This is a genomic window from uncultured Sphingomonas sp. (assembly GCF_913778135.1).
Lineage (GTDB): Bacteria > Pseudomonadota > Alphaproteobacteria > Sphingomonadales > Sphingomonadaceae > Sphingomonas.
Map to the genome: position 1 here is coordinate 1 of NZ_CAJYVU010000183.1, position 13,718 is coordinate 13,718.

General features: G+C 65.3%; 18 protein-coding genes. 7 read left to right on the forward strand and 11 right to left on the reverse strand.

Annotated elements, in window-relative coordinates; translation table 11 throughout:
• Positions 1-778: Hsp70 family protein (locus QZ847_RS15960; protein ID WP_294358418.1), on the reverse strand; the 778-nt coding region annotated here is incomplete at its 3' end.
• Positions 779-941: 163 nt separating this feature from the next.
• Between QZ847_RS15960 and QZ847_RS15965 the strand changes: the two genes are divergently transcribed.
• Genes QZ847_RS15965 through QZ847_RS15975 form a run of 3 tightly spaced genes read left to right on the forward strand, consistent with a single transcriptional unit; the run spans position 942 to position 2,307 of the window.
• A complete protein-coding gene (locus QZ847_RS15965) occupies positions 942-1,385 on the forward strand; it encodes a copper chaperone PCu(A)C (RefSeq protein WP_294358421.1) in 444 nt (147 codons plus the stop codon).
• Positions 1,385-1,867, forward strand: coding sequence for a vgr related protein (locus QZ847_RS15970; protein WP_093005353.1), 483 nt, complete (start codon positions 1,385-1,387; stop codon positions 1,865-1,867). The genes QZ847_RS15965 and QZ847_RS15970 overlap by 1 nt, the downstream gene beginning before the upstream one ends.
• Positions 1,864-2,307 carry a hotdog fold thioesterase gene (locus tag QZ847_RS15975; protein ID WP_294358425.1) on the forward strand — a complete coding sequence of 148 codons (444 nt, stop codon included), beginning with the start codon at positions 1,864-1,866 and terminating at the stop codon, positions 2,305-2,307. The genes QZ847_RS15970 and QZ847_RS15975 overlap by 4 nt, the downstream gene beginning before the upstream one ends.
• 59 nt (positions 2,308-2,366) lie before the next feature.
• On the opposite strand, the gene QZ847_RS15980 is transcribed toward QZ847_RS15975, so the two are convergent.
• The 4 genes from QZ847_RS15980 to pgi form a co-directional block, all read right to left on the reverse strand.
• Positions 2,367-2,918 (reverse strand): fasciclin domain-containing protein, encoded by a 552-nt coding sequence (locus QZ847_RS15980; protein ID WP_093005357.1) that lies wholly within the window; start codon positions 2,916-2,918, stop codon positions 2,367-2,369.
• Between the two features lie 191 nt (positions 2,919-3,109).
• Positions 3,110-4,459: a glutathione-disulfide reductase gene (gene gorA / locus QZ847_RS15985; RefSeq protein WP_294358427.1), complete on the reverse strand. Its 1,350-nt coding sequence runs from the start codon at positions 4,457-4,459 to the stop codon at positions 3,110-3,112.
• A 64-nt stretch (positions 4,460-4,523) separates the two neighbouring features.
• Entirely contained in the window at positions 4,524-4,901 is a 378-nt protein-coding gene (locus tag QZ847_RS15990; protein WP_294358430.1) for a DUF4174 domain-containing protein, read from the reverse strand.
• Complete coding sequence (pgi, locus tag QZ847_RS15995; RefSeq protein WP_294358433.1) at positions 4,898-6,409, reverse strand: glucose-6-phosphate isomerase; 1,512 nt, start codon at positions 6,407-6,409, stop codon at positions 4,898-4,900. The genes QZ847_RS15990 and pgi overlap by 4 nt, the downstream gene beginning before the upstream one ends.
• Before the next feature lie 131 nt (positions 6,410-6,540).
• Here pgi and lepB point away from each other — a divergent pair, with 131 nt between their 5' ends.
• The 4 genes from lepB (at position 6,541) to QZ847_RS16015 (ending at position 9,341) form a co-directional block, all read left to right on the forward strand.
• Positions 6,541-7,356: a signal peptidase I gene (lepB, locus tag QZ847_RS16000; RefSeq protein ID WP_294358435.1), complete on the forward strand. Its 816-nt coding sequence runs from the start codon at positions 6,541-6,543 to the stop codon at positions 7,354-7,356.
• Complete coding sequence (gene rnc, locus QZ847_RS16005) at positions 7,353-8,048, forward strand: ribonuclease III (RefSeq protein ID WP_294358438.1); 696 nt, start codon at positions 7,353-7,355, stop codon at positions 8,046-8,048. The genes lepB and rnc overlap by 4 nt, the downstream gene beginning before the upstream one ends.
• Before the next feature lie 106 nt (positions 8,049-8,154).
• Positions 8,155-8,451 carry an EthD family reductase gene (locus tag QZ847_RS16010; RefSeq protein ID WP_294358452.1) on the forward strand — a complete coding sequence of 99 codons (297 nt, stop codon included), beginning with the start codon at positions 8,155-8,157 and terminating at the stop codon, positions 8,449-8,451.
• Entirely contained in the window at positions 8,448-9,341 is an 894-nt protein-coding gene (locus QZ847_RS16015) for an alpha/beta hydrolase (protein ID WP_294358440.1), read from the forward strand. The genes QZ847_RS16010 and QZ847_RS16015 overlap by 4 nt, the downstream gene beginning before the upstream one ends.
• Before the next feature lie 92 nt (positions 9,342-9,433).
• Here QZ847_RS16015 and QZ847_RS16020 read toward each other — a convergent pair whose 3' ends face one another.
• The 6 genes from QZ847_RS16020 to QZ847_RS16040 form a co-directional block, all read right to left on the reverse strand.
• Positions 9,434-10,072: an opacity protein gene (locus QZ847_RS16020; RefSeq protein WP_294358443.1), complete on the reverse strand. Its 639-nt coding sequence runs from the start codon at positions 10,070-10,072 to the stop codon at positions 9,434-9,436.
• A 284-nt stretch (positions 10,073-10,356) separates the two neighbouring features.
• Positions 10,357-10,659, reverse strand: coding sequence for an HNH endonuclease signature motif containing protein (locus tag QZ847_RS16025; protein WP_294358454.1), 303 nt, complete (start codon positions 10,657-10,659; stop codon positions 10,357-10,359).
• Positions 10,660-10,867: 208 nt separating this feature from the next.
• Positions 10,868-11,461 (reverse strand): hypothetical protein, encoded by a 594-nt coding sequence (locus tag QZ847_RS16030; protein WP_294358445.1) that lies wholly within the window; start codon positions 11,459-11,461, stop codon positions 10,868-10,870.
• Between the two features lie 73 nt (positions 11,462-11,534).
• Positions 11,535-12,428 (reverse strand): hypothetical protein, encoded by an 894-nt coding sequence (locus QZ847_RS16035; protein ID WP_294358447.1) that lies wholly within the window; start codon positions 12,426-12,428, stop codon positions 11,535-11,537.
• Positions 12,412-13,233 carry a HipA family kinase gene (locus QZ847_RS17040; protein WP_366930209.1) on the reverse strand — a complete coding sequence of 274 codons (822 nt, stop codon included), beginning with the start codon at positions 13,231-13,233 and terminating at the stop codon, positions 12,412-12,414. The genes QZ847_RS16035 and QZ847_RS17040 overlap by 17 nt, the downstream gene beginning before the upstream one ends.
• 36 nt (positions 13,234-13,269) lie before the next feature.
• The coding region (locus tag QZ847_RS16040) for a ribonucleotide-diphosphate reductase subunit beta (RefSeq protein ID WP_294358450.1) at positions 13,270-13,718 on the reverse strand (449 nt) is incomplete at its 5' end.

The following is a 13,718-nucleotide window of genomic DNA, read 5'->3' on the forward strand; positions in this document are numbered from 1 at the left end:
CTTCCTTCAGGCGCTGGAGCGCAAGCTTGTCCTTGGTGAGGTCAATGCCCTCGTCCTTCTGGAAGCCCTGCGCCAGATAATCGACGATCTTGTTGTCGAAATCCTCGCCGCCCAGGAAGGTGTCGCCATTGGTCGCCTTCACCTCGAACACGCCATCGCCGATCTCGAGGATCGAGACGTCGAACGTGCCGCCGCCCAGATCGTAGACCGCGATCGTCTTGCCGTCCTGCTTTTCGAGGCCGTAGGCCAGCGCCGCCGCGGTCGGCTCGTTGATGATGCGCAGCACCTCCAACCCTGCGATCTGCCCGGCGTCCTTGGTCGCCTGGCGCTGCGCGTCGTTGAAGTAGGCCGGCACGGTGATGACCGCCTGCGTCACCGTCTCACCGAGGTAGCTCTCGGCGGTTTCCTTCATCTTCTGCAGCGTGAAGGCGCTGATCTGCGAGGGGCTATAATCCTTGCCGCCTGCATTGACCCACGCGTCGCCGTTCTGGCCGCGTACGATCTTGTACGGGACCAGCTCGGTGTCCTTCTTGGTGACGGGATCGTCGAAGCGGCGACCGATCAGGCGCTTCACCGCGAAGATGGTGTTGTCGCCGTTGGTGACCGCCTGACGCTTCGCCGGCTGGCCGACCAGCCGCTCGCCGTCCTTGGCGAAGGCGACGATCGACGGCGTGGTACGCGCGCCCTCGGCGTTCTCGATCACCTTGGGCTTGCCGCCCTCCATCACCGAAACGCAGGAATTGGTCGTGCCGAGATCGATACCGATAACTTTTGCCATGAGTGCTTTGCCTAGCCCCTACAACGATGAAAAACATACGGTCACGCCCCGTTACGGCAGCGCAACCCTCCTTGTCTGGGGGGCGATATAGGTGGCGCGCTTCTTGCCGCAAGATTTTGCCGCGACTAGGCCGTCGGGGTTGTTCCATGCTGGGAGAAATATCGTGGCCAAGGGCTTGCTGGCAGTTCTGACGCTCGCGGCGCTGACCGCGTCCTGCGCGAAGATCGAGGCGCCGGCGGCGAGCGACGCCTGGGTGCGGCTGGCGGCGGTGCCGGGCCGACCGGCGGCGGGTTACTTCACGCTCCACGGCGGCAAGGCGGACACGAAGCTGGTCAGCGTATCGGTCGCGGGCGTGCCGCGCGTCGAGCTCCACCTGTCGCGCATGACCGCGGGCGACATGATGACGATGGACGCGACTCCCTCGGTCGACCTGCCCGCGCGCGCGACGCTGCCGTTCGAGCCCGGCGGGCGCCACGCGATGCTGTTCGACGTGCCCGCAGGCCTCACGCCCGGCAAGACCGCAACGATGACGTTCCGCTTCTCCGATGGCGAGACCGCGGTCGCCGAGGCCAAGGTGGTAAGCGCGGGGGCGAGCGGGCCGGAGTAATGGCCGTCGACGTGACCGCGCGCGGATTGACCGAGGGCGAGATCAACCTAGCGCACTCGGTCTACGGCGACGCGATCGATTACACGCAGGTGCGGGTGTCGAACCGCAAATGGGCCTTTTTCCAGCCGCGGGATACGGTGATGGCGCCCGCGGGCACGATCCACTTCCACCCCAAGGGCGAGTTGTGGCGCGACGATTTCGCGCACGCCTCACTCGGCGAACAGGGGCTGTTCGTCCACGAGATGTGTCACATCTGGCAGCACCAGCGCGGCGTCTACCTGCCGCTCGCACGGCATCCATTCTGCCGCTATGATTACACCGTCCGGCCAGGCTGGCCTCTCGCACGCTACGGGCTGGAGCAGCAGGCGGAGATCGTACGCCACGCCTTTCTGCTGCGTCGCGGCGCGCGGGTGGCCGGCGCCCCGCCGCTGGTGCAATATGAGACGATCCTGCCGTTCGGCACCGGGGAGAAAACGCGATGATCTGGCACAACGGACTTCCCGACCTTGCGCAGCTGACCGAGCTGGGTGAGGGCAGCATGCCGGGGTTCCTCGGCATCGAGTTCGTCGACGTTGGCGACGACTGGATCCGCGCGCGGATGCCGGTGAACGAGCGGACCAAGCAGCCGTACGGGCGCCTCCACGGCGGTGCCTCGGTCGTGCTCGCCGAGACGATCGGATCGGTCGCGGGCGCGATGACGGTCGATCCGGCGCAGTTCGCCGCGGTGGGGCTGGAGATCAACGCCAACCACGTCCGGCCGGCGGGCGACGGCTTCGTCTACGCGACCGCGCGTCCCGAAGCGCGCGGGCGGACGACGCAGATCTGGTCGATCAGGATTGAGGACGAGGCGGGCAAGCTGGTGTGTATCTCACGCTTCACGCTGGCGGTAATCGCGCGTGAGCGCGGCGCGGTGGCCGGGTAATTGTACGGCAGTAGATGAGCGGGCAGAGCAGGTCGTCCGCCCCGCCCGCTCGCTCTGCATCAGGGCATCAGCACCGTGTCGATGACGTGCACGACGCCGTTCGACTGCATTACGTCGCCGGTCGTGACGGTCGACATGCCGCCCTTTGCATCGGTCAGCACCAGCTTGCTGCCCATCATCTTCGCGGTCAGCGGCTCGCCCTGCACCGTGGTCAGCGTCGCGGTACCGCCACCCGCCTTGATCGCCGCCGCAATGTCCTTCGCGGTCATGCGGCCCGGCACGACGTGATAGGTCAGGATGTTGGTGAGCTGCGACTTGTTCTCCGGACGCGTCAGCGTGTCGAGCGTACCCGCCGGCAGCTTGGCGAAGGCGGCGTTGGTCGGCGCGAACACCGTGAACGGACCCGGACCGCTCAGCGTGTCGACGAGGCCCGCGGCCTTTACGGCAGTGACCAGCGTCGTCAGGTTGCTGGCAGCCGAGGCATTCTGCACGATCGTCTTGGTCGGGTACATCGCCGCGCCGCCGACGCGCGGGTTGGTCTTGGCGATCGCGGGCGCACCAACGATCAGGGTGGCGGCGGCCATCGCGCCGAGCATCTTGTTGCGTAGCATGATCCATCTCCGGCTCGACCATCGAGCCCGCGCAGATACGCTCGAACCGGACGGATTGATGCAGATCAACGTATCTTTTGATTGCGGGGGAGCGAGTGCCATGTCGCCACGTCGTCAGACGAGCGGGCTGCGCCCGTTCGCTGCCCGACGTGACGTGAGTGCGGATTGCTGACGCAATCCGCCTCCGCCCGTTACTTCATCAGCACCAATTCTTCCGCCATCGTCGGGTGAAGCGCGACGCAGGCGTCGAACTGCGCCTTGGTCAGCCCCGCCTTCACCGCGACCGCCGCTGCCTGGATGATCTCGGGGCAGTCGGGCCCGATCATGTGGATGCCGACGACGCGGTCGGTCTCGCCGTCGCACACCATCTTGTAAAGCGCGCGCTCGTCGCGGTTGGCGAGCACGTTCTTCATCGGGCGGAAGTCGGAGGAATAGACGCGGACCGAGCCGAGCTTCTGCCGCGCTTCCGCCTCGGTCATCCCGACCGCGCCGATCGGCGGGTGGCTAAACACCGCGGAGGGTACGCAGTCATAGTCGACGCGAGTCGGCTTGCCACCGAATTGCGTGTCGGCGAACGCCTGCCCCTCGCGGATCGCGATCGGGGTCAGCTGGATGCGGTTGGTGACATCGCCGACCGCGAAGATCGACGAACAGGTCGAGCGATTGTCCTCGTCGACCTTGATCGCGCCGAGCTCGTCGACCTCGACGCCCGCGTTCTCTAGCCCCAGTCCGCGGGTTGCGGGCAGCCGGCCGGTCGCGAACATCACCGCGTCGACCGTGACGGGTTCGTGGTTCGACATGCTGACGGTCAGGCAACCGTCCTCACCCTTCTCGATGCCCTGGAACGTGGCATCGAAGCGGAACTCCAGCCCCTTCATCATGCTGATCTGCAGCAACCGATCGCGGATCTGCAGGTCGTAGCCGCGCAGGATCTCCTTGCTGCGGTTCATCAGGATGACGTGAGCGCCGAGCTGGTGGAAGATGCCCGCGAATTCGTTGGCGATATAGCCCGCGCCCGCAATCAGGATGCGCTTGGGCACTGCGTCGAGGTGGAACGCCTCGTTCGAGGTGATGCCGTACTCGTGCCCTGGACATTCGGGCACCATCGGGTGCGCGCCGACCGCGATCAGGATCTTGCCCGCGGTCTTCTTCGTCCCGTCGGCGAGCGTCACCTCGTTGGGGCCAGACACAGTCGCGCGCTGGTGGATGATCTCGCCGCCGCTGCTCTCGATCGTCGTCGTGTAGGCGCGGTTGATCCGGTCGACCTCGGAGAAGACGTTGGTGGTCAGGCATTGCCAGTCGAACTCGGGCGCGTCGGGCACCTTCCAGCCGAAGCGCTGCGCGTCCTTCAGGTCCTCGGCGAAGTGCGCGCCGTAGACGAGCAGCTTCTTGGGCACGCAGCCACGGATGACGCAGGTGCCGCCGACGCGGTATTCCTCCGCCACCGCGACGCGCGCGCCATGCGCGGCCGACACCCGCGCCGCGCGCGTCCCGCCCGAGCCCGCGCCGATGACGAACAGGTCATAGTCGAAATCGGGCATGTCGCTGGTCCTGCTATCTCTATTCCTGATTGAGGCCGCTCGTACCGGGGACGAGCGGATCGCGCTAGCGCTGCCCCGCGCGGCGCATCGGCATCGCGTCGATCCGCCCCTGCAACGTATCGGCCAGCACCGGCTCCGCCGAGCGCAGCGCGACATTGCCGTCCTTGCCGATCAGCACGACCGCGAAGCGTGCCGCGGGCAGGCGCAATCGCGTACGCAGCGCCGCCGCCGTATCGCGCGCGCCGGTCACTCGGCCGCCGATCATCTCCACCACCTGCACATCCCGGTCTTCCGCACCCCGACGCCATCCGCGCAGCGTCTCTCGCTGCGTGGCGAGCGCCGGGTCGCTCGCACCCGGCGCCGCGACGACGAGCACCCGGCGCTGCCACTTCATCTCGGCAACGCTCAGGCTGCTCGCGGCCGCGACGAGCGCGAGGATCACTCGCCGTCCGCGTCGTCGCCGCCGAACGCGCGCGCGATCAGGTCGTTGGTGGAAGGATCGAAGTCGCCGCCGCCCTTCGCCGCCGCCTTGGCCATCTCCTTGCCCAGTTCGACGCCGAACTGGTCGAACGAGTTGATGCCGAGCAGCACGCCGTTCACGAACACGCGGTGCTCGTAGAAGGCGATCAACGCGCCGAGCGTCCGCGCATCCAACCGGTCGAGCAGCAGCGTCGACGACGGCCGATCACCCGGATAGGCGCGCGCCGGATCGTCGGGATTCGCGCGCCCCTTCATCAGCGCCGCACCCTGCGCGAACGCGTTCAGCAGCAGGTTCTTGTGGTGCTCCTCCGACAGCGTGTCGCCGGCCTCGATCACCGCGAGGAACTCGACCGGCACCAGGTGCGTGCCCTGGTGGAGCAGCTGGAACACCGCGTGCTGCGCGTCGGTGCCGACGCCGCCCCAGGTGATCGGCGAGGTCGGCCGCCCGACCGGCTTGCCGTCGACCGTCACGCCCTTGCCGTTCGATTCCATCTCAAGCTGTTGCAGGTAGCTCGGCAGTAGCCGCAGCCGCTCGTCGTAGGCGAACGGCGCGCGCGTCTCGGCGTGACGCACCTGCGTGTAGTAGAGGTCGGCGAAGGCGGCGAGCGCGGGGGCATTCTCGTGCAGCGCCGACAGGCGGAAGTGGCGGTCCATCTCCGCCGCGCCCTCCAGCAATTCCTCGAACTGGTCCCAGCCGAGCTTGATCGCGGCCGGGAAACCGATCGATGACCACAGCGAGTAGCGCCCGCCAACGCCTTCGCTGAACGGCACCACGCGCGTCTCGTCGACGCCCCACTCGATCGCCTTGTCGGGCGAGGCGGTGACCGCGACGACGCGGCCGTAGGGATCGGACACGCCCGCGCCCTGCATCCAGGCGATGACGCTCTCGGCGTTCATCATCGTCTCGGTCGTGGTGAAGGTCTTGGACGCGACCACCAGCAGCGTGGTCGCCGGATCGAAGCGGTCGAACACGTCCTCCAGCGCCATGCCGTCGACGTTCGACACAATCGCGACATCGTAGCGGTCGCTGTCCCGCCCGAGCGCATCGACCAGCAGGTGCGGGCCGAGCGCCGAGCCGCCGATGCCGACGTGCAGGATGTGGTTGACCGGGCCGAACGCCTCCGCCTCGATCGCGTCGATCAGCGCCCGCATCCGCGCGTGATAGGCGCCCGCGCGCGCGACCGAGTCGGGGTTGCCTTCGCCGCGCTCGGCGGTGTGCTCGACCGGGCGGTCCTCAGTCACGTTGACGTGCTGCCCAGAGAACATCGCCTCGCGCTTGCCGGCGAGGTCGCACTCCTTCGCCAGCTGCTCGAACGCGGCGATCATGTCGGGGGTCAGGTGCGTCTTCGCCCAGTCGAAGTGGATTCCCGCGACGTCGAGCGTCAGCCGCTTCAGCCGCTCCGGATCGGCCGCGAACAGCGCCTCCAGCCGTTCGGTCGGCAGCGCCTCGATGGGTGACCAGTCAGCCATGATAATCTCGTCCTGCTAGCAAATCCGTCAGCCGCCCGAACGGGCGACGCGCATCAAGGGTCCGCTTGCCCCGAAAGCCCTGCTCCGAAACCAAGCTTGACGCGCATCGCCGCTTGCGCGACCGGACGGTCATGGCCACCAGCACCCCCGCGGGCAAGACCGCAGCGTCCGAGACCAAGGAAACGCTCCGCTTCCTGCTCAAGCTCGCGCTCTTCGTCTTTATCCTGCGCAGCTTCATCTTCGCGCCGTTCTCCATTCCGTCGGAATCGATGCTGCCCCGGCTGCTGATCGGCGACTATCTGTTCGTGTCGAAGTGGAATTACGGCTATTCGCGCTGGTCGCTGCCGTTCGGCGTGCCGCTGATACCGGGGCGCATCTTTGCCTCCAACCCGACCCGCGGCGACACGGTCGTCTTCCGCAGCATGGAGCCCGACGATCACGACGTGATCAAGCGCGTGATCGGCTTGCCCGGCGACACCGTGCAGATGCGCCGCGGGCAGTTGTTCCTCAACGGCAAGGCGATCCCGAAGCAGCGCGTCGCCGACTTCATCGTGCCGATCTCGCCCAACTTCCCCGAGGACAAGTGCGGCACGCAATTCCAGGATGTGGGCACCAACAACCAGCCGATCTGCCGCTACCCGCAGTTCCGCGAAACGCTGCCCAACGGGCGCAGCTACATGGTGATCGATCAGGAATATATCCCGATCGCCGATGACACGCCGGTCTACCGCGTGCCGGCGGGCGACGTGTTCCTGATGGGCGACAACCGCGATGACAGCGCCGACAGCCGCTTCGCCCCGCCCGAGGGGATGGGCTACATTCCGATGGAGCGGATCGAGGGCAAGGCGATCGTCAACTTCTGGTCGACCGATGGCTCGGCGGAGTGGTTGAAGCCGTGGACTTGGGTGTCCGCCGCGCGCTGGCGCCGAATCGGGGAGGGCTTTTGAGCGAGCTTGCCGACTGGATCGAAACGCGGCTCGGTTTTCGCCCGCTCGAGATCGCACCCTATCAGCGCGCGCTGACCCATTCGAGTCATACGGGCGACAGCTACGAGCGACAGGAGTTTCTGGGCGACCGCGTGCTCGGGCTGATCATGGCCGAGTGGCTGTATGAGACGTTCCCCGACGAGCCCGAGGGCAATTTGTCGAAGCGGTTCAACGCACTGGTGACCGGCTCGGTCTGCGCCGCTGTGGTGCGCGACTTGGGCGTCGTGCCGCACCTGCGGCTCGGCAAGCAGGCGCGCGACGACGGCGCGGCGGCGAGTGACAACGTGCTCGGCGACGTGATGGAGGCGCTGCTCGGTGCGCTCTACCGCGAGCGCGGGCTCGATGCCGCGCGCGCTGTCGTGCGGCGGTTATGGGCCGATCGTATCCACGCCGATGGTGCCGCGCCGCAGCATCCCAAATCCGCGCTGCAGGAATGGGCCGCCGCCAACCGTCGCGCCACCCCGGCCTACGAAGTCACCGACCGCTCCGGCCCCGGCCACGCCCCGCGCTTCACCGTCCGCGTCGCGGTCGGCCGCGATGAGACGAGCGCGACCGGCACCAGCAAGCAGGAAGCCGAAACCGCCGCCGCCGCCGCCCTGCTCGACACGTTGCGCCAGCAAACCCCGCCGCCGAAACGCCGCCGCCGCGGTTGAGCGCGCGGCGCAGCAGCGGTGTTGCGCCCGACAGAACCACAATTATGCTGGTCATCTGAAGACGTCGTGCAGCGGCGTTCACGAGAGGAGCGCGCCCGTGGTGACCATGACCGTCGTCTACCCTTACGACGCCGACGAGCCGTTCAATGAGGCCTATTACGCCGAGCACCACCTGCCGCTCGTCAAGGAGATCTGGGGCGACGCGGTGACGGGCACGACCGTCTACCACGCGCTCGCCGGGCTGTCGGGTAACCCCGCCTTCTCGACGATCGCGCAGGTCGAGTTCGCGTCGATGGAGGCGTTTCAGAAGGCGATGGCAAAACCGCGCTCCGCTCAGGTGAACGCCGACATTCCGAACTTTAGCGGCGTGACGCCGACGTTCCAGCTCAGCCGCCGGGCGTGACGCCCGCCTGGACGCCGCCCGCCGACAGCGGGATCACGCTGCGAAAGGTGGCCGCAAACGGGCTGACGTTCGAGGTGGCGGAGGCCGGCGAGGGCGATCACCTGGCGCTGTGTCTGCACGGCTTTCCCGAGCTCAACTTCTCGTGGCGCTATCAGATGCCGCTGCTGGCCGAGATGGGTTACCGCGTCTGGGCCCCCAACCAGCGCGGCTACGGCGCGTCGTCCAGGCCAGAAGGGGTTGCCGCCTACAGCGCCGACCGGATCGTTGCCGATGCCGCGGCGCTGTTCGACGCCAGCGGTGCCGCCAAGCTGACGCTGGTGGCGCATGACTGGGGCGGGGCGATCGCGTGGATGTTTGCGATCAACCGCGTCCGGCCGCTCGAGCGGCTGGTGGTGATGAACTTGCCGCACCCGATCTGCTTTGCCGAGGCGTTGAAGCATTGGCCGCAGCGGCGGCGGAGCTGGTACATGGCGGCGTTCCAGCTGCCGTGGTTACCGGAGCGTGCGATGACCGCGAACGGTGCTGCGGCGGTGCGCCACGCCTTTCGCGGCTTGGCGGTCGACAAGTCGCGCTTTCCGGGCGAGGTGCTCGACGTCTACGCCGCCGCGGCCCGAGCACCCGGCGCGGCGACCGCGATGATCAACTGGTACCGTGCCGCGGCGCGCCACCGCGATGCGATGAAGCTGCGCAACGGCGGCCGGGTCGAGGTGCCGACGCTGATCGTCTGGGGTGAGGAGGATACTGCACTCGGACTGGAAACGCTGAACGGAACCGAGCGGTTCGTGTCCGACCTGACGATCCGGCGGCTGCCGGGCGTGTCGCACTGGGTGCAGCAGGAGGCGCCCGAGGCGGTCAACGCAATCCTCGCCGAGTGGCTGCCGCGCGCCTGAGTGATACGAGAAGGGGAGCGGAACCCTGCGGTCCCGCTCCCCTGTTGAACCCCGCGCGCTACGCAACCGGCGCGTAGGTCCTGATCGGAAGATCAGAAGTGGGTGACGATACCCAGCGTCGGACGGAAGCTGTGCACCCAGCCGAACGACGACACTTCGCCGCGCAGGCGGAAGCCCGCGTTGCCGGTCAGGCCGCCCAGGCCAATGTCCTTCGGGCCGACTTCGAAGCCGATGCCGTAGGTGACATCGTCATAGTCGCGGTTCGTGTTCACGCGCTTGTCGAAGTTGACCCACTGGTAGCCGACCTTGCCGTAGAACAGGCCGCTCTCACCGGCGCGGAAGCCGAAGCGGCCGGCGGCGCCATATTCCCAGTCGATGTCGCCCGACACGCCCTTGGCGACGTTACCCTCGGCGCCGACGAAGAAGGCGTTGAGCGGCACGTTGAAGCCGACCAGACCCTCGACCAGCGAACCGTTCAGCTTGTCGCGACGGTTGACGGGGGGGATGCCGGCCTTGTTCGGCTCGCTGTCGAACTGCTCCCAGCCGCCGCGGATCGCGAAATACGGATCGATGCCGAACGCCTTGGTGCCGTCGGGCGCGGTCGTCGTGTCGGTGGTCGTCTGACCGTAGGTGGTGTCGGTGGTCGACGGATAGGACGCGTCCTGCGCGAACGCAGGAGCAGCGGCGAGAGCGGACACGGCAACGGCCGTCGCAAGAACGAGCTTACGCATGATGAACCTCGGTATAGTTTTATCTGTTTATCGGGGGTGACCGCCTGTGGCAGCGTACCCGAGGCCCACCTAACCGGCAGAAATGAACAGGGTTGCGCAAATCTGCGCCAACACCCGCACAAAATAGAAACTGTGGCCGGAACGACACGCTTTCTTTCGTCTTCATGAACGCGGGTGCCACAAAGCTGCCGCAGCGCAACATGGCTGCCACAAAGCCGCCGCACCCCGCCATGTTCGGCCTTGGTCGCCGGTGCGGCGTCGAACGACCGAATCGATGCGCAGTCTCAGCGCGCGCGTCTGGTCGGCGCGTGAAAGTCGGGCGGCTTGTCCGCGATCCAGCGCAGGAAGCGCGCCATCACTGGCAGTTCGCGGATCGCGTCCAGCGTGCCCGCAACCGCCAGCGTGCGGTTGTCGGCGGCGGCGTGGATCGCGCGGTGGCAGATCGGGTGCACCGGTTCGGTGTGCGTGCCGCCCTCGCTTTTGGGCACCACATGGTGCCACTCGACCTTTACCCCTAGCGGGCGACCGCACAGCGCGCAGACCGGCGGCGGCACGGCGCGCGCGGCGAGCGCCTCTGCTTCCGCCAGCCCCGCCTTGCGCTTCACCCGTCCGGCCACCGATCCTCCTGCGTGCGGGAGAGCAGACGCGCGGTGCCGCGCCGGGGTTGCATCGTTTGGCTCTCGAAGCGGTGGGGGCGCGGAAGGTCACTAAAGTCACACCCCTACGCATGTGCGCGCGCGTGCGAGGACGTTCGAGGCGTTTGAGCCGATCGCGCGACGATCGCACCGCGCGACCTCATGTCGCGTCACGGCAATCCTTCGGTTCGTCGGGGAAGTAATCCTGCACCAGGGTCGGCACCATCTCGCACGCGTGATCGCCGAGCGTGCCGAGCGAGCGCTGGAACGTGCCGCGCGCGGCATCGGTCATCGCCTCGAACCCGTCCCAGCGATCGCCGGGCTTTCCGGCGGGCAGCAGGTGCTGGAGCAGGAAGACGAGCAACCGGTCGCTCGGCTCGCGCGTCGTTTGGACGAGCGTGCCGTCCTTCCACACCTCGCGCACCGTGCCGCGGGTCGCGCGCTCGAACGCGAGCGTGGTAAGGCGCACCGTCGCGATCTTGAGCGCCTGATCCCAGGTGCGCGCGAAGCCCTCGGCATCCGGCCGCGCGCGCAGGCGATAGGCGGAGCGCGACGACACTCCCGCCTCCTGACACGCCGCGCTGACCGAACCCGTCTCCGCCAAGACGGTCAGAAAGGTCCGCTGCCGCTCGGCGGTCCAGCCATCCGCGCGCACGCGCAGGGGCACGGGCGGGGGCAGCGGCAGGTCGGTGACGTTGTCATGTGCGGGGTCATGCCCGGTTGATCGAGCGGCGGCAGAACGGCGAGCGGTCATGTGTGTGCTCCGTGTGAGAGGAGCGCAGAGAGGTATGCGGGATCGGGGTGTGTAGGACAGAGCGTAAGGGCTGTTAGTTCAACTTGAACTGAGACTGTGTACTAGCATTTATTGGTCGAGCCTTGTTGGATCGCTCGATTGGAGTTGCTGCTTTCGTGATAGCGACTAGCAAGCTTTGCCGATCATCATGACTCGACCAGTTTACAAGCTGCGCTCCTTGATGTTCTGCTGCGTGAAGAGCAGGGCCAAGAAGGGTTTCGTTTGAAGCACTTGCTGTATAAACTAGACGAGATTTAGTTGAGGCCTCGCCGTAAAGCATTCTCGCTTGCTCTAACACAAGCGCCGAAATGCCTATTTCACTTATAACCTTCCGCTTCGAAACATCAGTTGAGTCTGCATCGATCGTTTCAAAAACATGCATGGCGCCATTCTGAAGAACTAAGTCTGCGGAGAGCCCTTCAGCAAGTGGCCAACCTGCAACAACGCGATGAGCTGTTAGGTCTTCCCCGCGGCGGGCAAGCACACCCTCTTGCCGCAGAGCCGACTTGATTGAGGTAAGCAATTTCGATCGGCGGACTTGCCGTTTAATAGGCGCAGGTTCAGGCTCTACTAGGGTGCCGAGAATTGCCTTAACCGATTCCTCGTAAGAGGAATGTGAGTGGGCCTCGAACTGACCAAGCGCTGAAAAATGGAAGGGCGTTAAAAATGCCAGTTCTGCAATGAGGTCTTCAGGAGGTGACATCTCTTCCAGCGAACCTGGGCTGCCGAAATTAGTGAGAGCATTAAAGCTTTCGCGAATTCTGCTAGGATCAATAGCGTACGAAATTGCTTTAATCTTCTCTAGATTTCGTGCGGGTCGCGCATCAACGCGCCCTTCGGCAAAGACAACCAGGCCGACGTTAAGTCGCTCATCTCTGGCCGGGTGGGCAGCGAGGCGCGCGATCGCATACTTATACCAAGTCGCCACTGGTCAGGCCCGTGCGTAGGTGTGCAAGTCGACGCCTGAAGTCCGATGAACCCCAAATTTCACAAAGGCTTCCTTTCGCAACCTCATCTAACCAATCGTCGCGAACATCATTCACTATACGTGAAAAAACCGTTCTCGGTAGCCCTTCAATCCGCTCAACCATCTCGAGGGCAGGCGCTAGATGCTCACCGTGAATCTCGCGGCAACGTCGTCCTAGCTGCCGAGTGTTCGAGAGCGCAACTGGGAAGTCAGTGCTCGTCAGGCTTTTGAACGAGGCGTCGGCGAAATCGATCGCACAAAGGCGATCTGAGCCGTAGCCATCTAGTAGGACAAAGTTATTGGGGCTTCGATCAGGATTGTTGATGAAGAGGTCGTAGACTAAGACTTGACTCAGATAGGAACCTGGAAAAGGCGACGCTCTCCCTGTCTCGTCCTTGGACGTGGAAAGTATAAAGTCCCTCGTACGAAAGTGAGAGGACGTTAAATCACGATCTTGCGAGCCAAAATATGTCTGCCCACTATATTCGATAGTAGACCAAGGAGCCGTGGAGATGCCTAGCTCTAGCGCTAAGCTCGTAAAAACAGCCTCGATAGCGCGGGTTGAACGATTAGAAGAGTCGCCTTTGCAATAGAAAAACCTCCCTGATACGTCCCAGCATCGAAAAGATATGTCCTTTCCTTGTTCAAAGGGCTGAACCGTCGTAGCCCGAATTGGGAAAAGTTCATCCTGAGACGGCGCTGCTCGCGGCGCGATGGTGCTCGCTGAGCTGGTCATGACCTCCCATCCTTTACCAAGCAGCGCCATCTCAGAGTCCCAACAACGGTGTAAGGTAGTCTACGGCTATTCAGCCGCCACACCCCCAAACATATCCGCTTCCGTGACCACGTCCTCGTTCGCCGGCTTCGCGTCCTTTGCCTTCTTGCGCTTGTCGAACGCGTCCCAGACGTCGTTCCACTGGCCCTTGGTCGCGGCCTTCGAATATTCGGTCGCGCGTGTTTCGAAGAAGTTGGCGTGCTCGACGCCGTTCAACAGCGGGGTGAGCCAGGGGATCGGGTGCTCGTCGATCATGTAGATCGGCTTCAGGCCCAGCTGCCCCATGCGCCAGTCGGCGATGTAGCGGATGTACTTCTTGATGTCCTTGGGCTTCATCCCCTCGACCGGACCCATCTCGAAGGCGAGGTCGATGAAATTGTCCTCCAGCCGGATCGTCGTCTGGCACACGTCGGCGATGTCGTCCTTGACCGCCTTGGTCAGGCACTGCCGCTCGGCGCAGAAGGCGTGGAACATGC